A 20,246-nucleotide genomic window follows, 5' to 3' on the forward strand; every position below is an offset into this window, starting at 1 on the left:
AACTTAATTTCCTTAATATCTTAATGGTTCAAATAAAAAACTTGTTTTTAAATAAACGTCATGAGAATTAAAACCAAATTGAATCTGGGAGTTGGATTGTTATTTTTAATGATCATCATACTTTCGTTAGTGAGCGGTTATTCTGTTTTTTTGATAAAAGCAGATACCGAGAATATTCTGAAAGCGAATTATAATACGCTGGAATATTCGCGAAATATGATTTTGTCTTTGGATGAAATTAAAGCGAGCCCTGATAGCAAGATTCATGTTTTCAAGAAATATCTTGAAAAACAAACGCAAAATGTTACCGAACCTGGAGAAAAAGAAGCAACCGAAAACCTTGAAAAAAGTTTTACACTTTTAGAACAAAACGGAGCAAACGAAACCATAAAAGCAAAAATCAGACAGGATATTTTTGCGATTATGAAACTGAATCTGGACGCGATAAAACAGAAAAGCGATATTGCCAAACATACCGCCGAAAATGCTAATTTATGGATTGCCATTGTGGGAAGTTTATGCTTTTTGATTGCTTTTAATTTATTAGTTAATCTCCCAAATAATATTGCAAACCCAATAAAGGAATTGACGCTGAGTATTAAGGAAATTGCGAATAAAAACTATTCAGAGCGTGTTCATTTTACAAGTCATAGCGAATTTGGAGATTTGGCCAAATCGTTTAATACGATGGCGCAGAAACTTCAGGAATATAACGACAGTAATTTGTACAAACTCTTCTTCGAAAAGAAACGCCTTGAAACGCTTATCAATAATATGAACGATCCAATTATTGGTTTAGACCATGAAAATACTGTTTTGTTTGCCAATGATGAAGCGCTGAAAATTGTTGGTTTAAAACTGGAAGATGTTATTGGGAAATCGGCTTCTACTCTAGCCTTGTCGAATGATTTGATTCGGTCTTTGATTTTAAAAGAGGATTCAGATTCTGCTAAAAAACAACCGCTTAAAATTTATGCACACGGAAAAGAAAGTTATTTCGAAAAGGAAATTCTGAATATCACGATAATTCCAACAGGAGAAGAAAAAGAAATCAATATTGGCGATGTTATTATTCTGCGAAATATTACGCTTTTTAAAGAACTGGATTTTGCCAAAACCAATTTTATTGCCACCGTTTCACACGAATTAAAAACACCAATTGCCTCGATAAAATTAAGTCTGAAATTGCTTGAAAATGAAAAAACAGGCGACATGAACGATGATCAGAAACAATTGGTCGAAAGTATAAAAGATGATAGTCAGCGCTTATTGAAAATTACAGGCGAATTGCTTAATCTATCGCAGTTAGAAACTGGAAATATTCAGCTGAATATCGAAAAAAGTAATCCGCATGAGATTGTAAATTATGCTGTTGAAGCGGTAAAAGTTCAGGCGGAACAAAAACAAATCAAACTGGTTATTGATGCCGATGAAAATCTAGAAGACGTAAAAGCCGACAGCGAAAAAACAGGTTGGGTTTTGATTAATTATTTGTCGAATGCGATTCGGTATTCTTCTGAAAAAAGTACCATTCACATCAAACTTAAAAAAGAACTAAATCAAATTGTATTTCAGGTTATCGATACTGGAAAAGGAATTGACACACGATATAAAGACAAAGTTTTTGATAAATATTTTCAGGTACCGGGAAGTCAGAAATCCGGAACGGGATTGGGTTTAGCTATTAGCAAAGAATTTATTGAAGCTCAAAATGGAAGTGTTGGTGTTGAGAGTAATTTGGGATTGGGGAGTACGTTTTGGTTTTCGTTGAAAATTTAGATAAATTGTGAATTGTGAATCATTAAAAGAGCTTCAGAGAAGCGAGATATTTATAGCTAATTTGATTCACATTGATAATAAGCTCCAGCGGAGCGATATATTTCACCCCGCTGGGGCTTAAAAAACGCATCTAATAAATTTTCTATAAATATATCGTCCCGCTGGGACTTTATTTACTTAAAATCAACAATCTGAATAAATAAAATTTAGCCAATCTTAATTCAATTACCCTAATTAAACCCAACAAATTAAAGTTCGCTTAAGGTTCAGTTAAGAGCAAAATACCAGCTTCGAACATTCGTTACTATTGCAAAATATAACGACAACGAAAGATGTTTTACAAAACAGTTTCTCTACTATTTCTATTCGGATTATTTTCTGCGAATGCACAACAAAATGATTCGATTACAAAAATTGACAGTACTTCTCATAATTTAAAATTCAATTATAAGCAATTAATTATTCCAAGTGTATTAATTGGTTATGGCGTAATTGGTTTAGAAAGTGATCAGCTTTTGAGTTTTAATCACCAGATTAAAGATGAGGTTACTGAAGACATTGACGAGAAAGTCACCATTGATGATTTTTCTCAGTACGCACCTGCCGTATCTGTTTATGCGCTGAATGCTTTTGGCGTAAAAGGCAAAAATAATATGCGCGATCGTTCTGTAATACTTGTGACTTCATATGCGATTATGGCGACAACGGTTTTAGGCTTAAAATCGATTTCACATGTAGAAAGGCCTGACGGAAGTTCAAACAACTCCTTCCCTTCCGGACACACTGCAACTGCATTTATGGGCGCCGAATTTTTATACCAAGAATATAAAGACAAATCGATTTGGTACGGAATTGCAGGTTATGCCGTCGCAACCGGAACGGGATTATTTAGAATTTACAACAATCGCCATTGGTTAACCGATGTGGCTGCCGGAGCCGGAATTGGGATTTTGAGTACCAAAATTGCTTATTGGATTAATCCATATATTACTAAAAAGTTATTCAAATCATCAGCCGAAAACAAATCGACTTCTATGATAATGCCTTTTTATAATGGACAGCAATATGGGTTGAGCTTTGCGAAAGTCTTTTAGTTTTTTTAGCCACAGATTTAACAGATTAAAAGTATTTTTTAATCGCTTTGTGTAGATTTATTTGCCACGAATTGCACAAATTTTCACGAATTATGTTGATTATATTTTGAATAAAAAATTCGTGAAAATTCGTGTAATTCGTGGCGAAAAAAAAATAATCCTTTTAATCTGTGACTCGAGCGATAGCGAACAGGCGTAGCAAATCTGTGGCAAAACTCTTTTTATGTATTCGAAGTATTATTTTTAATCTCTCGAACTTCACGTTTCAATTCTAAAAGCAAATCTTTCATTTCTCCAGTTTCTGTTGTTTCTTGTTTTTTATCCGAACGACCGATATTGCATTCGTATTCCCAAATCTCCAGAATATCTGATGCTTTTACTTCATAATTTGGATAAAAACTATTGTCCGATTCTAAAACCAGAGCGTTCTTTTTGTTTTTATTGAGACGCTTATACACCATTCCTTCATTTTTGGTAATCAAAATATAGGTTTTGCCATCCATAACCTCTCCCAGTTTTTCTACATAACGGCCAATAATAATAGAACCATCTTCGTGTGGAGGCATTGAATCGCCTTCAACGGGAAATCCGCGGTGTTTTCCTGGTCCCAAAAAAGGAAGTGTAATCTGCTGTAAACTTTCAATATATTCTGGATCAGCATATCCGTTTAGATAACCTGCTTTTGCTTTTTGAGAGACAATTTCAATAAAATTTTCTCCAAAACTATCCACTTGAATAGGTAAAATAAGTCGGTTGCCTTCTAATTTTATCAAATTTTGCACATCAATTTTACGGATATCGACAGATAATATCAAGTCGATACTCATATGAAAATATAATGCAATCTTCTTTAAAATGTCATACGGTGCTTCCGAAGTTCCGTCTTCGTATTTCACGTATCTTCCTCTTGTAATACTCAGGTTTTCAGCTAATTTTTCTTGTGATATTTTATGCTTAACCCTTAGTGCTCTGATGTTGTCTGAAAATAAGGACATAATTAATTTGTTATAATTTGGAACAGCAAATATACAAAAAATTGTTATCACCTGTGCTAATTTTGTTCCATACAAAAACAAAGGAAAATGGCACGGGCAATTGTACATATGGATTTGGATACCTTTTTTGTATCCTGCGAAAGACGCACCAACTCAGAACTCAATGGAATTCCGCTTATTATCGGTGGCGGAGACCGTGGCGTTGTGGCCTCTTGTTCATATGAAGCCCGTAAATATGGAGTCCGTTCTGCGATGCCAATTCGTATGGCATTAAAACTTTGTCCAGACGCAAAAGTGATGAAAGGCGACATGGAATTGTATTCACAATTGTCGCATGATGTAACCGAAATTCTTCAGGAAAAAGCGCCTGTTTTAGAAAAAGCGAGCATCGATGAATTTTATATGGACATTACCGGAATGGATAAATTTCACGGAAGTTATAAATGGACAAATGAACTAGCTCAAAAGGTGATTAAAGAAACCGGACTTCCAATTAGTTTTTCATTATCCATTAATAAAACCGTTTCTAAAATTGCGACTGGCGAAGGCAAACCAGTTGGGAATCTTCAAATTCCGGAACAAGAAGTACAAGACTTTTTAAATCCGCTTTCGATTCAGAAAATCCCGATGGTTGGCGCTGTGACTTTTCAGCTTTTGTCCCGAATTGGCGTTCGTAAAATTCAGACTTTGGCCGAAATGCCTGCCGAAGTTTTACAACAGATGATTGGTAAAAATGGTCTGGAACTTTGGAAAAAAGCTCACGGAATTGATCATACACCTGTTGAACCTTATACCGAACGAAAATCAATTTCGACCGAAACTACTTTTTCACAAGACACTATCGATCTTGCCAAACTGAGAAGAATATTATTAGGAATGGTCGAAAAACTAGCTTTCCAACTTCGTGCGGAACAATGGCTGACCTCAACTGTTACAGTCAAAATACGTTACGCCAATTTTGATACCGAAACCAAACAATGCCGAGTAGCTTATACTTCAGCCGATCATGTTTTGACCAAAAATGTAATAGAACTTTTTGAGAAAGTCTATCAGCGTCGTATGCGTCTGCGCCTGATTGGCGTTCGCTTTAGCGGATTGGTGCGCGGAACATATCAAATTGATCTTTTTGAGGATACTCAGGAAATGTTATCACTTTATGAAGCGATGGACAAAATGAAAAGTCGTTATGGTTTTGATGCCGTAATGCGTTGTGCCGGAGCTCATTTTAAACCGAATACCAAAGACGAAATTTTAAAACGTAAGAAATAATGTATCTTAATTGTCATTCTTACCATTCATTACGCTACGGCACAATTCCGCTTAAGGATTTGATTGCCGAAGCCGTTTTGCATGATATTAAAGCAATGGCATTGACCGATATTAATACCGTTACCGGAATTTACGATTTTATAAAAGCGTGTCGGGAAAAAGAAATCAAGCCTTTGATTGGAATGGAATTTCGATACAATCATGAATTCCGATATATTGGCCTCGCTAAAAATGCAGAAGGTTTAGCAGAAATGAATGTTTTTTTAACGGAGCATAATTTCAGTGGAGAAACTTTGCCTTTACGTGCTCCAAAATTCGAATCGGTTTTTGTGATTTATACTTTAGAAAATGCTCCAGAAACGCTTTATGAAAATGAATTTATCGGAGTTCGTCCTGAAGAAGTTTCAAGTCTTCTGACTTCAAAACATAAAAATAAAATCTCCAAAATGGTGATTTTACAGCCTGTAACTTTTAGAATCAAAAAAGAATACAATCTGCATAAAGTGCTTCGTGCTATTGATACGAATATTATTTTATCGAAACTTACGGAAGCTGATTATTGCAAAGTTTCTGATGTGATGAAACCTGTAGCATCGATTCTGCCTTTTTATGAAAAATATCCTGAAATCATTTTAAATACACAACGTATCATTGACGATTGTAATTTTCAATATGATTTTTCAGCTAAAAGAAATAAAAAATTCTATACTGAAAACCGTCAAAAAGATTTAGAAAAACTAACCGAATTGGCTTGGGAAGGATTTAAAAAACGTTACAGAAACGAAAATATTGAAGCAAAAGCTCGCGTTGAAAAAGAGTTAAAAGTTATTGACGAATTAGAATTCAGCGGTTATTTTTTAATTACTTGGGACATTATCCAATACAGCAACAGTAAGGGTTTTATGCATATTGGACGCGGAAGCGGTGCCAACAGCATCATCGCCTATTGTCTCGGAATTACGGACATCTGCCCTATTGAACTAGATTTGTATTTTGAACGTTTTCTAAACCTCAACCGCAAAACACCACCTGATTTTGACATTGATTGGAGTTGGCAGGAACGCAACACCATTTTAGAATATATCTTTGGAAAATACGGCAAAAATCATGTTGCGTTTTGCGGTACAAATGTGGAGTTTAAATACCGTTCTATTTTTAGAGAAGTCGGAAAAGTTTTTGGTCTTCCTAAAGAAGAATTAGATCTTTTGGCGAAAAATCCGGAAGAACTTCATCCAACCAATAAAATTGTAAAATTGGTTCAGGAATATGGACAAATGATGGAAAAATATCCCAATCAACGAAGCATGCATGCCTGCGGGATTTTAATTTCTGAAGAACCAATTACCAATTATACGCCTCTTGAAATGCCTCCAAAAGGTTTTCCGATCGCACTTTTTGATATGCATATTGCCGAGGAAATTGGTTTTGACAAATTTGATATTTTAAGTCAGCGCGGTATCGGACATATTGATGACAGCGTAAAACTGATTGCCAAAAACCGAGGCATAAAAGTTAATATTCGCGATACTTCCATTTCTAAAAACGAAGCGGTTTGCAATTCTTATTTAGCAAAAGGACATACGATTGGCTGTTTTTATATCGAAAGTCCGGCTATGCGTGGTTTACTACGCCGTTTAAATTGTGACAATTATAAAATTCTCGTCGCCGCGTCGTCTATTATTCGTCCCGGCGTTGCACAATCGGGAATGATGAAAGAATATATTTTTCGCCATAATAATCCAACGCAGTTTGAATATTTTCATGAGGTTTTCAAAGAACATCTTGGCGAAACTTACGGCATTATGGTTTATCAGGAAGATGTCATTAAAATTGCCCAGCATTACGGTGGACTTCCCGCTCCTGACGGCGATATTCTTCGTCGCGCCATGTCGGGAAAAGGAAGATCTCTAGAAGCACTTCAGAAAGTAAAAGATAATTTCTTTGCGAGCTGTGCTCAAAAAGGGCATCCCGAAACTTTGAGTCAGGAAATTTATCGTCAGATTGAATCTTTTGCAGGATATTCTTTCTGCAAGGCACACTCAGCTTCTTATGCGGTCGAAAGTTATCAGAGTTTATACTTGAAAGTCAATTATCCTGTTGAATTCATGACAGCGGTAATCAACAATCAGGGCGGATTTTACAGAACCGAAGTGTATGTACACGAAGCAAGAATGTCTGGCGGAACGATTCATAATCCGTGTGTGAATAAAAGCGAATATCAAACGACTTTATATGGTACCGATATTTATCTCGGTTTTATGCACATTCAGAGTCTAGAATCTAAAATTGCTCATTTAATTGAAGAAGATCGAAATAAAAAAGGGGATTTTAATTCTCTGGAAGATTTTATCAACCGAATTCCAATTGGGATTGAAGGCGTTAAAACGCTGATTTTTATTGATGCTTTTCGTTTTACAGGAAAAACAAAAAATCAGCTTTTGGTAACTGCCAGTCTCCTTTTGAACAATTTTAAACCTGAAAATAGAGATTTGAAATTACTGCAAGAACCCGTTAAAGAATACAAACTTCCAAAATTGGAACGTTCCGTTTTTGAAGATGCTTTTGATGAAATTGAGCTTTTAAGTTTTCCTGTTTCATGCACTGTTTTTGATCTTTTACAAACCAAACACCGTGGCGATATTATGGCCAAAGATTTAGTAAAATATCATAAAAAACAGGTTAGAATGCTGGCTTATCTCATTTCCAGAAAACACGTCCCTACAAAAAAAGGCACCATGTATTTTGGAACCTGGATTGATCATGAAGGCACTTATTTTGATACGGCACATTTTCCGGATAGTCTTGCAAAACATCCGTTTCAGGGTGGAGGCTGTTATCTTTTATTAGGAAATGTTGAAGTCGATTATCATTTCCCGACCATCACAATAACCAAAATGGCAAAGATGCCTTTTATTCCCGATCCGCGTTATATGGATGCTAAAGATCAATACCGAACACAAAACCAGATTAAAGAAGATATAAGCCTTACACACAGAAAACCTTATCCATCAGGACATGAAATTAATTTGCCGCGACATAGGATGAAGTTTTAATTTTTATTAAACGCCGAAAATTGCTCGCAAAGTCGCAGAGACGCAAAGTTTTATTTACAAAGACTTAAAAAGAAAAAAACTTAGCGCCTTTGCGTCTTTGCGAGATTAAAAAAACAAGCTTAATAAACTCGTAAACAATATGTTAAAAATTAAATAACTAAAGAACAACTTACGTTATATAAAGATGAAAAATACGGAATATGCTATAGTCGATATTGAAACCACAGGCGGAAATGCCAGTGGAAGTCGCATTACTGAAATTGCGATCATTATTCATGATGGTAAAAATGTAATTGATCGTTATGAAACATTGGTAAATCCTCAAAAAGATATACCTCTATCTATTTTTGGATTAACAGGTATTAATAATGAAATGGTAGCAAATGCGCCAATCTTTGATGACATTTCAGAGAAAGTTCTCGACATGCTTACAGATCGCATTTTTGTGGCGCACAATGTCAATTTCGATTATTCATTTGTTCATCATCAACTGGAACAAGCCGGTTTTAAATGGTCGGCGAAAAAGCTTTGCACAGTTCGTGCAGCACGAAAAATCAAACCGGGATTGGGTTCTTATAGTTTAGGAAATCTTTGCAATTCGTTGAATATTTCTTTAGAAAATCGACACCGAGCTGGCGGAGATGCCGATGCTACTGCCCTACTTTTTTCTCTTTTAATGGAATGGGATGATGCAGGAGAAATTGAAAAAATGATCAAAAAAACAGCTCAAGACCAGCGTTTGCCTCCTAATCTTCCGCCAGACGATTTTAATAATTTACCCGAAAAACCTGGAGTCTATTATTTCTATAATCAAGCAAAAAAGGTAATTTATGTTGGAAAAGCAATTAATTTAAAAAAACGAGTTTCTTCTCATTTCAGCGGAAATAATATTAATCCGCAGAGACAGCACTTTTTAAGAGACATTCACGGAATTTCTTTTGAAGTCTGTGCTACCGAATTAATGGCGCTTTTGCTGGAATGTACCGAAATCAAAAAACTCTGGCCAACTTATAACAGAGCTTTAAAACGTTTTGAAGCCAAATTTGGAATTTATCAGTATGAAGCCAGAAATGGCTATAAATATCTTGCGATTGGCAAAGTGAGTAAATTTCAGGTCTGTATCCATGAATTCAGTACTCTGTACGAAGGCATTAATGTACTACGAAGTCTGGCCGAACGTTTTGAAATCGATCATCGTTTCTGTAAATATTCAAAACCTGAAGAAGGAGAATTATTTCAGAATAATAATCCACAAACCTTGCCTGATGTTATCATACATAACGCACAAGTCGATAATGCCATTGATTATTTGTTAAACAACAGACCCACTTTTGCCATTATCGACAAAGGGAAATCAAAAGAAGAGCGCAGTTGCGTTTGGATTGAAAACGGACATTTTTACGGTATGGGATACCTACCTTCTGATGTTTCGATTCATGAGCCTTCAGAGGTTAAAAATTACGTTACGCCTTATAAAAGCAATCAATATATCGAGCAATTGATTTTTTCTTATGCAGAAAAAAATCCGAGAAAAGTATTCTTCAATAAACCATTATTGGATCAAAACTAATCTGTTTTCAGATTCCAAATTAAATTAAAAAATAGAGCTGTAAAAAACCACGTTATGACACTATTTAGCGACACCGAATTATTTGCGACAGGTTTGGGAGGAAAAAAAGTTTTTGATATTCCTGATTCTGAATTGATTTTGATTGAGAATTTCTTCACCAAAGAAGAATCAGATCATTTTTATGAAAGAATACTGCGCAAAACCAAATGGAGAGAATATGAAATGGAAATTTACGACAAAACCTACACTGTTCCTCGCATGATTTCTTGGTATGAAGACAAAGATAATCCAGGCGCAGATCCAAAAGGGCCAGACTGGACGTATGAATTATTAAAAATTAGAAGTCGCGTGGAAAAAGAAACACAGCTTGATTTCAACAGTCTTTTATTAAATCTTTATCGAAACGGGAAAGACGGTGTTGGCTGGCACAGCGACCGCGAAGACAATTCTGGAAAAGATCCCATTATAGCTTCGGTAACTTTTGGAGAAACTCGAATATTTAAATTGCGCCATAAATTCAACAAAGAAATTCCACAGATTGAAATTCCGCTACATCATGGTTCGTTTCTATTGATGGCTGGAACGACTAATAGCTTTTGGCAACATCAGGTTCCAAAAACAGCTCGCGATGTTTTGCCTAGGATCAATCTTACCTTTAGAAGAACCAATCGAAATCTTTGATTTTTATAGAATTGAATGACTTAAAAAAGTTTTTTCGACTGAAAAAACAGTAAGATAATCCTTCTTTAAAAAGTTAAAACCCGCACTGTATGAACCTTTTATTAGGCTAACCCTATCTTTTTTACTATTTTTGCAACCTTTTTCAAAATACAATACCATAATGGCTTATTCTAACAATGATTTATCGCGTTTCTTAGATGCGCAGAACAAACTTTATCTTACAGCTCTTTCTGAAATCAGCAAAGGGAAAAAAGAAACACATTGGATGTGGTTTATTTTTCCGCAAATAAAAGGTTTGGGTAAAAGCGATACAGCAAATCTTTATGCCATTAATGATTTGAAAGAAGCTACAGATTATTTGGAACATCCAATTCTTGGAAAACATTTAATCGAAATTTCAGAGCTTTTATTAAGCTTTAAAATGAAATCGGCTGATGGAATTTTTGGTGATTTAGATGCGCGCAAATTGCGTTCGTCTATGACGCTTTTCTCATTGGTTGAAAACACAAATCCGATATTTCAGGAAATTCTCGAAGCTTTCTTTTCAGGAGAATCTGACCCACTTACTTTGTCTATTATTAATTCAACAATAAAATCATCTGCTGAAGCTGTTGTGGCATAAGCCCGTTTCCAGATTATTTGCATCAAAGAGACATTGCTTCATTGCAATGTCTTTTTTTTTATGCCAATATCCATAGATTTTTCGTTGCGAGTTTCTTCTTTTATTCTTTTATTTTCAACAAAAAACATCGCAAATTCAGATTCTTAACTCATAAAATAGGAATTTTCAGAGAATTAATTTCTAACTTGCATATTACAAACCAAACCCCTAATTAACCAAACCATGTCTGACAAAATTAAAACCCTGCAGATCATTCATCTCGGCGTTTGTGCCGGTACAATTGTCGCCTATTACATTTTAGGTGATATTTCGATTGAAAAATTACAAATTCCTGCTATAGATTCCTCTTCAGTAATTTATGTACTAATTCCTGTTTTTGCGTTTGTATTGAGTAGTTTTTTATTCAAATCCCAATTGAAGCAAATCAATCCAAAATTAAAACTGGAGGAAAAGTTTCCAATTTATCAAACTGCGTCAATCATGCGTTGGGCTGTTCTTGAAGGCGCAGCATTTTTGATTTTAATTTTAAAACCCGACTTTATTTTATTTGGAATCTTGATTTTAATCTATCTTATTTTTTTAAGGCCAACGGCAGAACGAATTGACAATGATTTATCTGAACAATAAATTCAGAATTATTTTTAATTTACAACATACAAAAAGCGCCTTGTAATTAAACAAAGCGCTTTTTTTATGATACAAATTTCAGGAAAATTTGAAACAGTAAACTTGAAACAAAAAATCTATTCTTTAGGTTTTGTCAAATAGTAAACAGGAATTCCCGTCAGCATAATCAATACACCCCATCCACAGGTTGAGAATTTTGTAATCAACAACGAAACACTAATTGCTGTTGCCGCAATAATATATACCATTGGCAAAAATGGGTATCCAAATGCTTTATAAGGTCTTTCGGCATTTGGCATTTTTCTTCTCAAAATAAAAATTCCGTAGATTGTCAAAATATAGAAAATCAAAACAATGATAATTACGAAGTCTAATAAATCACCATATTTCCCTGTCAAACATAATGCTGAAGCCCAAATACATTGTGCCCACAAAGCCCAAGCAGGAACACTTGATTCATTTAAAACGGCTGCTTTTTTAAAGAACAAACCATCATTTGCCATTGTATAATATACTCTTGCGCCGGCCATAATTAATCCGTTGTTGCAGGCAAAAGTCGAAATCATAATCATAATTGCGATAATCAAAGTTCCAACATTTCCAAAAATATATTGTGCAGCAACAACTGCAACTCTATCTGATTTTGCCGTAGCAATTTCATCTAGCGGAACTACCGCCAAGTACATAATATTCGTTAAAACATAAATAAGCGTAACAATAAAAGTTCCAAGAAACAGGCTTAAACCTACATTACGTTGCGGATTTTTAATTTCGCCGGCGATAAAAGTTACACCATTCCAAGCATCACTAGAAAATAATGACCCAACCATTGCGGCAGAAATTCCAGTAATCAAAGCCGTTCCGCTAATTGGAAGCCATGAACTGCTTTCGGCATTATATGTGCGTGTTGTCCAGGCATCTGTCCAGTTGAGATCCCAAACTGAAGCTTTTGCTGCGAGCGTTAATCCAAAAACGATCAACCCTAGCAATGATAAAATTTTAATTATTGTTAAAACTGTCTGCAGAATTTTTCCGTTTTTTACACCGCGGCTATTAATATAAGTCAATAAAATAATCGTGAAAATAGAAACAAGTTGTGCGGCATTAAGTTTAAAAAAACCAGCTTCATAAAGAATATTTTCATCACTAAAGGGTTCATATAAGTATGCGGCAAACTTCGAAAAAGCCACTCCCACTGCAGCAATTGTACCGGTCTGAATTACTGCAAAAAAACTCCATCCATAAAGAAATGCTATCAGCTTGTTGTAAGCTTCTTTTAGATAAACATATTGGCCTCCGGCTTTTGGAAACATCGAACTTAATTCTCCGTAACTCACCGCGGCAATAATGGTAATTAATCCCGAGATCAGCCAAATTAAGGTAAGCCATCCGGCAGATCCTACACGCCTTGCGATATCAGCACTTACTATAAATATTCCTGATCCAATCATAGAACCTACAACAAGCATGGTTCCGTCTAATAATCCTAATTCTCTTTTAAAATGTTCATTTTCTTGGTCGTGTTCTTGCATTTTTTTTGGTTTTGGGTTGGTTAAAGATATACTTTTTTCTGAAATTCCAATCTTTAAATTCCATTTTCTAATTATTCCCTAAAATCATATTATTGAAAATACCCTGTTGTTTTAATTTAAAATAAATCCTTTACGTATTTCCGTAATTTTTTATTATTCCAACCATTTATATTTGGAATATGATTCTAAAAAGAGACCAAAAAGTGCTGAAAAAATCAGAAAAGATAATCAATAAAATTGCACAAGGCCAACTTGATTTTAATATTGGCTTAGAACTTTTATTGGCCGGAGATTATAATTTCAAAGAGTTGTTTACTACCCTGCATAATTACATTATCAATTCTATTCCAGACAAAATCGATTTCAATACCGAAGCTTATCAAACCGCATTAAACACAATTCCTTTAAAACCAACTTGCACACCAGTCGTACTTTTAAAAACTTTCTCAACAAAAATTGCTTTTCAAAAATTAGCGTTATTACCAAAAGATGAAAATAAAAAAACAATAACTGCTTTGTTATGGATTTTTAAAATAACCGACACTGAAAGACGAAATACCGAATGCCTAAATGGTTGTGGCCATTTCTGGCATGAGATAGATTAAAAACAAAAAGCAATTTTTTCGCATTTTTCATACAAAAATTTCCTTCTTTACGTCTTCCCGTAACTTTATACAATTTCAACTATTTATATTTGAAAATGAAAACCAAAATCATTTTTTAAGAAATGTTCTATATATAGATATGATAGCTGTAGAATGTGAAAATTTTATTCGTCAAAAACTATACTTTGACTGTATATAGAATGTATAAAAACCAAAAGACCAAAATCTAAACTAACTAAAAAACTATGGAAACCACTGAAATTGAATTGCCAGATGTATCAAATCATCATTACACTTATGCGGCAAATTTGCTATTAAAGGAAAACAAGACAGCGCACGAAACCAAACACAAACTTGCGGAACAAGGATTAAGCCTTGAAATTGCATCACTAATTGTTGAAAATATGGAAATTGAAATACAAGAAGCAAAGTATGAAAAAGCCCGAAAAGATATGGTTTACGGTGCACTTTGGTTTTGTGGAGGTACAATTTTGACATTTGCTGATATAGGATTTATATTTTGGGGCGCTATTTTATTTGGCGGGATTCAATTTATTAGAGGAGTAATTAATGTGAATTCTTAAGCTGAATTACCATTAAAGTGTGAAATAAACGGAAACTAATACCAAAAGACCAATGGGAATATTTGACAAATTTTTTGGTAAAACGGAAAAAGAAAAAATTTCTAAACCTATCAAAAACTCAGATTTTATAGTTTCAGAAGACCTGATGGAAGAGGAATTGTTTTGGAACATAATACAAAAAACAAAAGACATTTCTGGAGGCAATTTTGAAGAGCAACAAGAAGAATTAGCCAATGAACTCAGAAAAATGAAGGCCGATGAATTGATTTTATTTGGGAACAGTTTTAGAAATTTTAGAGGCGAAGCAAATACTTGGGAATTATGGGGTGCTATTTACATTATTCATGGTGGCTGTAGTGATGATAGTTTTAGCGATTTTCGCGAATGGGTTATCGCACAAGGAAGAGAATTTTATTATAAAATTACTACTAATCCTGAATTGCTTGCAGAAATCGAGACACATCTTATTGAAGAATTTGATTGGGAAGGTTTTGGCTATTTGCCTGGAATAATCTTTGAAGAACTGACTGGCCACGAAATGCCTTATCCATTTAAAGAAAAATATATTACAACCGGAAATGAATGGAGTGACGATAATGATGATCTAAAACACATGTTTCCGAAACTATATGCCAAATATGTAACTAACATGCAATAACTAATCTAACCTTTTTAAATTATTGAAAAAACTTTACTCTAAAAAAGCCACAGCTAAATCTGTGGCTTTTTCAATATAAAACATTTAAAATCTGCAAATTAGCATTATCTCATTCTTACAATTTAACTAACAATTATTTTTCAATCTCCGTAAAGAAAAGAAATTGCAATTAAAATCGAAAATAGCAAGTTTTAAATCTCCAAATAGTTAAACAAAATAATCTTCACATAAATCAATTATTCATAAAATAATTACTAAAAACTGCTTTCTAAAACTCATTTTTATCTTCAGATTCAATTTTAACATATTTTCAATAATCTAAAAATCAATTACTTAAATGTTTAAAAGTTGAAATTAGCCTAAATTAAAGTGTTCTGTGTCAAAGCAAAATATATTTTTATTAAATTTGGTCAAAAGGATAAAAACCGTACTAAATCTTATTTTTTATTAACATTTGTTCATTTTTACTATTAAACTCTAAAGCGTCCCCAAAAAGAGAGTTTACATGCAAAAAACAACTATTTCAAACAAAATGAAGTAACAAAAATTAGATTATTAACCTACAAAAAAATGAAATATGCAAAAGATTTGGCTTCTTAAAAAAATGCGTGTTCCAAATGTCTTTATTCTTTTGTTAATTGTATTTATTACGTGCGCTTTACTAATTTGCATTAATTTCTTCACAATCAAAATATTATCTGCCAACAGAGCTTATGTTAATGGCGAATCGCATTATTCAAAAGGTCAAAAAGATGCTTCGAGACATCTTATCACATACTTGTACACCAAAGATAAAAATCAATGGAAATTGTACTTGGAAGAATTAAGCGTGCCACAAGGAGACGGTATCGCCCGAAAAACACTTTTAAAAGCTGGAGACAATCAAATTGCGCGAAATGGTTTTCTCATTGGCCGAAATCATATCGATGATTTAGATGACCTTGTTTGGTTATTTGTGCATTTTAAAGAAGTTCCATTTTTAGCAAAAGCTATTTACGAATGGGAACAAGGCGATAATCTAATCTACGAATTGTTTATAATTGGAACACAAATCAATGCTAAAATCAAACACAATTCACTTACACCCTATGAACAAAGAAAGTTTCTTGAAAAAATCAGCTCCATCAGTGATCGACTAACTGTTAACGAACGTAATTTTTCGAACACATTAGGCGCAGGAACACGCAAAATAAAAGACTTGCTCATTATAACCAACATTATTTTTATTTTGATTATCGTTTGCAGTATTTGCCTTTATTATTCTATAATGGTAAAACGTCTGCTTACATCAAAAAAAGAAATCGAAGTAAAAAATGAAAATTTATTAGTCGTAAACCACGAGCTAGATTGTTTTGTCTATAGTGCTTCACATGATTTAAGATCGCCTATTACTTCGCTAAAAGGCTTGATAAAAGTCACTCAACTAGAAGATAATGTAGCTCAAATTAAGCAATACCTCAATTTAATGGAACAAAGCTTGGCGAAACAAGACCAATTTATTAGCGATATAATTGATTATTCAAAAAACAAACGAGCGCAAGTAATTATGGAACCTGTAAGCTTGAAAGAATTATTTGAGGAAGCGATTTCACAATTAATGCATATTGAAAATGCAAACCGAATTATATTCACCAAAGAATTATTGGTCGACCACATCCACAGCGACAGTTTAAGATTAAAAATCATCATTTCGAATTTATTGTCAAATGCCATAAAATATGCCGATGCAAGCAAGCAAGAAATGTTTATTTCTATTAAAACTTCACTAACAGACGGTTTTCACAAAATTGAGGTGACTGATAATGGAATTGGAATCAAGGAAGAATTCAAGGATACTATTTTTGAAATGTATTTTGGAACAAACAAAAACAAAGGTTCTGGACTAGGGCTTTACATTGTAAAAGAAGCCGTCGAAAACATAAAAGGAAATATATCTGTATGTTCACAAACAACAATTGGAAGCAAATTCATCGTAACAATACCGAATCATTATGCCATTTAGCCCAACATTTTTATTAATCGAAGATAATTTGATTGATCAGCTTGTAATGACACAATTGCTGAAAAAAGTACTTTTTGTACATAAAATTCATATTGCCAACAATGGACATGAAGGACTTCAATGGCTAAAAAACAGCAAAGAAGTTGACAAGCCTTTGATCATAATTCTTGACATTCAAATGCCTTTTATGAATGGTTTTGAATTTTTGAAAGAATATGATAAACTCGATTCGAAATTAAAAAGCGAAACTTTAATTTATGTTCTTTCATCTACTTTAGACCAAGAGGAAATCAATAAAATAACCGAAAACAAGTATGTCTCTAAAATGCTAGGCAAACCCTTTCCAATCGAAGAATTTAAAGAGGAATTCTATATCAACATTATAGCTTCTTAGCTTCTTCTTCCAATACACGATTGACTTGAGAAAAAGCCCTTTCATAATATGGCTCCTTAGTAGAAGAAATCATGACACCACCATGTGTTGAAGAATGGACAAATTTAATTTCTCCATCACTTACCTCAACAACCATCCCTACGTGATTGATATGTCTTCTTCCATTGGTTTTAAAGAAAATCAAATCGCCTTTTTTGGCTTCATCCGAATTAACTCTATTTCCAATTCGAGATTGTTCTATTGAACTTCTTGGCAATTTGATATCGAAGTTTCCAAAAGTACAAAACATCAAGCCTGAGCAGTCAAAACCTGCTTTTGTTGTGCCACCTGAACGATAACGCGTCCCTATGTTTTGTGTTGCATTTAAAATCAACAAATCAATTAATTCAGAATGATTGCTTACGCGCACCATTGCCGAATCTATTTTTACATTAGTATTGTCTGCAATTTGAATATTTTCCTCCTGAAGCGGTTTCATTTCAGAAGGGGCAGAAACCGAATTTAACGTCGCAATTGCATCTGCTTTTTCTTTCGGAATCTTTAATTTCAAAACATAACCAACTGGCAGTTTACCTTTTATAAATGGGTTTTGTTTTTCTAGTTCTGCAACTGTAATTCCGTACTTTTTGGCAATTGCATACTTGGTTTCTTTTGGCTGAACCTCAACAACAACCTCAACCTCATTTGATTTTTCAGGAATTTCAGCAGATTTTTCGGCAATTGTTGCTGTATTTGAAGGAATAGTAATCTTTTGACCAATTTTCAATCCTTCGGTATCAATAGATGGATTTGCTTTTTTTAAATCATCTACTGAAATATTGTATTTTTTAGAAATCCCCCAAAGCGTTTCTTTGGGTTGCACTTCATGAGAATCAGAATTTGCAATTTCAACTTTTTCAGAAGATTTTAAATTGGCAGGCTTATCATCTGCAGGTTTTAAAGTAATCGCCTTGCTATTGTTTGGAATCAACAAAACCGAATTAAGTTTCAGAATTTTTGGAGCATTTGGATTTGCGTCGATAATATCCTTTGGCTTGACTCCATATTTTTTTGCTATAACAGTAATATTCTCTCCTTTTGAAATTTTATGTTTAATGAAATTGTCCTGAGAAAAAACACTGACACTAAAAAAAAACAGCACTATTATAAATCTACTAATCATTCTAATCATTTTATCACCATCTAGTTTGAACTTTATTCATATAAAACTCAAAAAAGACAGGTTTGTTGTTTGGGGCAAGGCGAATTTAACTTATTAAACTAAAAAAAGCACAATTTTTAACAATTCTTTTCATCCAAATTAACAGTTTCGGCACTGAAATTGAGCTAACTTTATGAAATGCAGTTTTTTACATAATTTCCAAAACTCAAGATTAACAATAACTTAACTCTCAAAAACTTGTGAAAAAATTACTCTATATTTTTCTTTTCTGTCCTATAATTACATTTGCACAAAACTCGAAAGGGATTGTTCTTTCAGGAAACAACGAGCCAATTGCGAATGTAAATATTTTCTCTGTATCTAATAAAATTGGAACGATAACTAATGAAAAAGGAGAATTTTCGACAACTTCATTTTCGAATCTTAAAGCTGATGAAGAATTAGAATTTTCTCATATTGGATATAAAACCGTAAAGTTTTCAATGCGTTATTTATCAAAAAAGAAATTTAAAATCAATCTTGAAGAAAGCATCCAAAATTTACACGAAGTAACAATCACATCCTCTAAACTAAAAACAAATCTGTCTTTTAAGATCTTAGCCCCATTAAAAAGTGCCGTCTTTTCCTTTGGCTCTTTTTTAAAAGATGATAAAATTTATGTCAGCGGCGGTGATGCTTATATTGAAGTTGATTTTTTAGAAAAAAATCGTGCTGAAAAAGCAGGTTACGAAATAACTGATTATTTAGTTGATCCTTATTCAGTCTCAAAAAAAAAGTATTATGAAAAACATCTTTCCATTTACAATATTAAAACTAACATTTGGGAAGAGTCTAATTTGAGACTAAAGCCAAGAGGTTATCATAATTTACATTATTATAATAATTCTATTTACATTTTAGGCGGCAAACGAATTAAACAAAATTCAAAAAGCAGTTGGGAATATCTAGAAGATCAAATTGAAGTTGTAGACCTTGAAAACCAAACCATTAAATTAGACGATACAAATCCGCATCAGGCGGTTGATTTCGCTTCATTTACTTACGAAGACAATATTATTATAATGGGTGGCTCACTAAAAAAAGCCGAAAACGAAAAAAAAGATTTCACTAATAAAGTCCATTTGTACAATATAACATCCGGAAATTGGTATGAATTGGCCAACATGCCTACTGCTAAAGAAACCACAGGGGTTTTAGTAGGCAGTAAAATCTATCTAATTGGTGGCGATGACGGAGAAACCATTTCTAAAATTGAAACTTTCGATTTAATAACTGAAAAATGGCAAACTGAAGGTGAATTATTTTCAGGATTAGAGCGACCTTCAATTACCTATCACGATGCTATTATTTATTTTTTTGAAGATCAGAAAATGTATACTTATGACATTCCAACAAAGCAACTTAATGAATATGATATTGATATCGAGTTGAAATATTCAGCTTTACATTATAACGACAACAAACTATATCTTTTAGGAGGCCGTTTTGACAATAGTTATTCCAAAACACCATCTTCGAAAGTATTCAGTATTGATTTGGAAGAATTTAAAAACACAAAACCTATTAAAACAAAAACATTGTCACAAGGAGTCGCTGCTGTCAAAACAAACTGATAACTT

At 33.6% G+C, this 20,246-nt stretch carries 17 protein-coding genes; 14 read left to right on the forward strand and 3 right to left on the reverse strand.

Annotation, left to right across the window (positions count from 1 at the left end):
• The first annotated feature begins 60 nt into the window (after window positions 1-60).
• Together H600_RS0119695 and H600_RS0119700 are read left to right on the forward strand one after the other, a co-directional pair.
• Window positions 61-1,779 carry an ATP-binding protein gene (locus H600_RS0119695; RefSeq protein WP_026730404.1) on the forward strand — a complete coding sequence of 573 codons (1,719 nt, stop codon included), beginning with the start codon at window positions 61-63 and terminating at the stop codon, window positions 1,777-1,779.
• A 332-nt stretch (window positions 1,780-2,111) separates the two neighbouring features.
• Window positions 2,112-2,873 (forward strand): phosphatase PAP2 family protein, encoded by a 762-nt coding sequence (locus tag H600_RS0119700; RefSeq protein WP_026730405.1) that lies wholly within the window; start codon window positions 2,112-2,114, stop codon window positions 2,871-2,873.
• Between the two features lie 221 nt (window positions 2,874-3,094).
• Here H600_RS0119700 and H600_RS0119710 read toward each other — a convergent pair whose 3' ends face one another.
• On the reverse strand, window positions 3,095-3,868 hold the full coding sequence (locus H600_RS0119710; RefSeq protein WP_026730406.1) for an XRE family transcriptional regulator: 774 nt from the start codon (window positions 3,866-3,868) through the stop codon (window positions 3,095-3,097).
• 87 nt (window positions 3,869-3,955) lie between these two features.
• Here H600_RS0119710 and dinB point away from each other — a divergent pair, with 87 nt between their 5' ends.
• The 6 genes from dinB (at window position 3,956) to H600_RS0119745 (ending at window position 11,690) form a co-directional block, all read left to right on the forward strand.
• Window positions 3,956-5,137 (forward strand): DNA polymerase IV, encoded by a 1,182-nt coding sequence (dinB, locus tag H600_RS0119715; RefSeq protein WP_026730407.1) that lies wholly within the window; start codon window positions 3,956-3,958, stop codon window positions 5,135-5,137.
• Window positions 5,137-8,190: a DNA polymerase III subunit alpha gene (locus tag H600_RS0119720; protein ID WP_026730408.1), complete on the forward strand. Its 3,054-nt coding sequence runs from the start codon at window positions 5,137-5,139 to the stop codon at window positions 8,188-8,190. Before dinB ends, H600_RS0119720 begins: the two co-directional genes overlap by 1 nt.
• A gap of 184 nt (window positions 8,191-8,374) precedes the next feature.
• Window positions 8,375-9,760 carry an exonuclease domain-containing protein gene (locus tag H600_RS0119725; protein ID WP_026730409.1) on the forward strand — a complete coding sequence of 462 codons (1,386 nt, stop codon included), beginning with the start codon at window positions 8,375-8,377 and terminating at the stop codon, window positions 9,758-9,760.
• 54 nt (window positions 9,761-9,814) lie between these two features.
• Window positions 9,815-10,441 carry an alpha-ketoglutarate-dependent dioxygenase AlkB family protein gene (locus H600_RS0119730; protein ID WP_026730410.1) on the forward strand — a complete coding sequence of 209 codons (627 nt, stop codon included), beginning with the start codon at window positions 9,815-9,817 and terminating at the stop codon, window positions 10,439-10,441.
• Between the two features lie 160 nt (window positions 10,442-10,601).
• On the forward strand, window positions 10,602-11,063 hold the full coding sequence (locus tag H600_RS0119735) for a DUF1810 domain-containing protein (RefSeq protein ID WP_026730411.1): 462 nt from the start codon (window positions 10,602-10,604) through the stop codon (window positions 11,061-11,063).
• A gap of 222 nt (window positions 11,064-11,285) precedes the next feature.
• On the forward strand, window positions 11,286-11,690 hold the full coding sequence (locus H600_RS0119745; protein WP_026730412.1) for a hypothetical protein: 405 nt from the start codon (window positions 11,286-11,288) through the stop codon (window positions 11,688-11,690).
• 116 nt (window positions 11,691-11,806) lie between these two features.
• On the opposite strand, the gene H600_RS0119750 is transcribed toward H600_RS0119745, so the two are convergent.
• Window positions 11,807-13,222 (reverse strand): APC family permease, encoded by a 1,416-nt coding sequence (locus H600_RS0119750; RefSeq protein WP_026730413.1) that lies wholly within the window; start codon window positions 13,220-13,222, stop codon window positions 11,807-11,809.
• A gap of 179 nt (window positions 13,223-13,401) precedes the next feature.
• Between H600_RS0119750 and H600_RS0119755 the strand changes: the two genes are divergently transcribed.
• The 5 genes from H600_RS0119755 to H600_RS0119775 all read left to right on the forward strand — a co-directional run bounded on the left by H600_RS0119755 (window position 13,402) and on the right by H600_RS0119775 (window position 17,465).
• The gene (locus H600_RS0119755) at window positions 13,402-13,827 is read left to right on the forward strand and encodes a DUF5958 family protein (protein WP_026730414.1); all 426 of its coding nucleotides are present in this window, start codon (window positions 13,402-13,404) and stop codon (window positions 13,825-13,827) included.
• A 245-nt stretch (window positions 13,828-14,072) separates the two neighbouring features.
• Window positions 14,073-14,411 (forward strand): hypothetical protein, encoded by a 339-nt coding sequence (locus H600_RS0119760; RefSeq protein WP_026730415.1) that lies wholly within the window; start codon window positions 14,073-14,075, stop codon window positions 14,409-14,411.
• A 52-nt stretch (window positions 14,412-14,463) separates the two neighbouring features.
• Complete coding sequence (locus H600_RS0119765; protein ID WP_051234481.1) at window positions 14,464-15,069, forward strand: DUF4240 domain-containing protein; 606 nt, start codon at window positions 14,464-14,466, stop codon at window positions 15,067-15,069.
• A 577-nt stretch (window positions 15,070-15,646) separates the two neighbouring features.
• Window positions 15,647-17,071, forward strand: coding sequence for a sensor histidine kinase (locus tag H600_RS0119770; protein WP_026730417.1), 1,425 nt, complete (start codon window positions 15,647-15,649; stop codon window positions 17,069-17,071).
• A complete protein-coding gene (locus tag H600_RS0119775; RefSeq protein WP_026730418.1) occupies window positions 17,061-17,465 on the forward strand; it encodes a response regulator in 405 nt (134 codons plus the stop codon). The genes H600_RS0119770 and H600_RS0119775 overlap by 11 nt, the downstream gene beginning before the upstream one ends.
• On the opposite strand, the gene H600_RS0119780 is transcribed toward H600_RS0119775, so the two are convergent.
• Window positions 17,452-18,627: a C40 family peptidase gene (locus tag H600_RS0119780; RefSeq protein ID WP_026730419.1), complete on the reverse strand. Its 1,176-nt coding sequence runs from the start codon at window positions 18,625-18,627 to the stop codon at window positions 17,452-17,454. The genes H600_RS0119775 and H600_RS0119780 overlap by 14 nt on opposite strands.
• 239 nt (window positions 18,628-18,866) lie before the next feature.
• Between H600_RS0119780 and H600_RS0119785 the strand changes: the two genes are divergently transcribed.
• The gene (locus H600_RS0119785; RefSeq protein WP_026730420.1) at window positions 18,867-20,240 is read left to right on the forward strand and encodes a Kelch repeat-containing protein; all 1,374 of its coding nucleotides are present in this window, start codon (window positions 18,867-18,869) and stop codon (window positions 20,238-20,240) included.
• The last annotated feature ends 6 nt before the right edge of the window (window positions 20,241-20,246 follow it).

The organism is Flavobacterium denitrificans DSM 15936 (assembly GCF_000425445.1).
Taxonomy (GTDB): Bacteria; Bacteroidota; Bacteroidia; order Flavobacteriales; family Flavobacteriaceae; genus Flavobacterium; species Flavobacterium denitrificans.

What these genes read in the sequence shown, in the direction of transcription:
- H600_RS0119695 (WP_026730404.1), top strand. Translation starts at nt 61, where the DNA reads ATGAGAATTAAAACCAAATTGAATCTGGGAGTTGGATTGTTATTTTTA.
- H600_RS0119700 (WP_026730405.1), top strand. Translation starts at nt 2,112, where the DNA reads ATGTTTTACAAAACAGTTTCTCTACTATTTCTATTCGGATTATTTTCT.
- H600_RS0119710 (WP_026730406.1), bottom strand. Translation starts at nt 3,868, where the DNA reads ATGTCCTTATTTTCAGACAACATCAGAGCACTAAGGGTTAAGCATAAA.
- dinB (WP_026730407.1), top strand. Translation starts at nt 3,956, where the DNA reads ATGGCACGGGCAATTGTACATATGGATTTGGATACCTTTTTTGTATCC.
- H600_RS0119720 (WP_026730408.1), top strand. Translation starts at nt 5,137, where the DNA reads ATGTATCTTAATTGTCATTCTTACCATTCATTACGCTACGGCACAATT.
- H600_RS0119725 (WP_026730409.1), top strand. Translation starts at nt 8,375, where the DNA reads ATGAAAAATACGGAATATGCTATAGTCGATATTGAAACCACAGGCGGA.
- H600_RS0119730 (WP_026730410.1), top strand. Translation starts at nt 9,815, where the DNA reads ATGACACTATTTAGCGACACCGAATTATTTGCGACAGGTTTGGGAGGA.
- H600_RS0119735 (WP_026730411.1), top strand. Translation starts at nt 10,602, where the DNA reads ATGGCTTATTCTAACAATGATTTATCGCGTTTCTTAGATGCGCAGAAC.
- H600_RS0119745 (WP_026730412.1), top strand. Translation starts at nt 11,286, where the DNA reads ATGTCTGACAAAATTAAAACCCTGCAGATCATTCATCTCGGCGTTTGT.
- H600_RS0119750 (WP_026730413.1), bottom strand. Translation starts at nt 13,222, where the DNA reads ATGCAAGAACACGACCAAGAAAATGAACATTTTAAAAGAGAATTAGGA.
- H600_RS0119755 (WP_026730414.1), top strand. Translation starts at nt 13,402, where the DNA reads ATGATTCTAAAAAGAGACCAAAAAGTGCTGAAAAAATCAGAAAAGATA.
- H600_RS0119760 (WP_026730415.1), top strand. Translation starts at nt 14,073, where the DNA reads ATGGAAACCACTGAAATTGAATTGCCAGATGTATCAAATCATCATTAC.
- H600_RS0119765 (WP_051234481.1), top strand. Translation starts at nt 14,464, where the DNA reads ATGGGAATATTTGACAAATTTTTTGGTAAAACGGAAAAAGAAAAAATT.
- H600_RS0119770 (WP_026730417.1), top strand. Translation starts at nt 15,647, where the DNA reads ATGCAAAAGATTTGGCTTCTTAAAAAAATGCGTGTTCCAAATGTCTTT.
- H600_RS0119775 (WP_026730418.1), top strand. Translation starts at nt 17,061, where the DNA reads ATGCCATTTAGCCCAACATTTTTATTAATCGAAGATAATTTGATTGAT.
- H600_RS0119780 (WP_026730419.1), bottom strand. Translation starts at nt 18,627, where the DNA reads ATGATTAGTAGATTTATAATAGTGCTGTTTTTTTTTAGTGTCAGTGTT.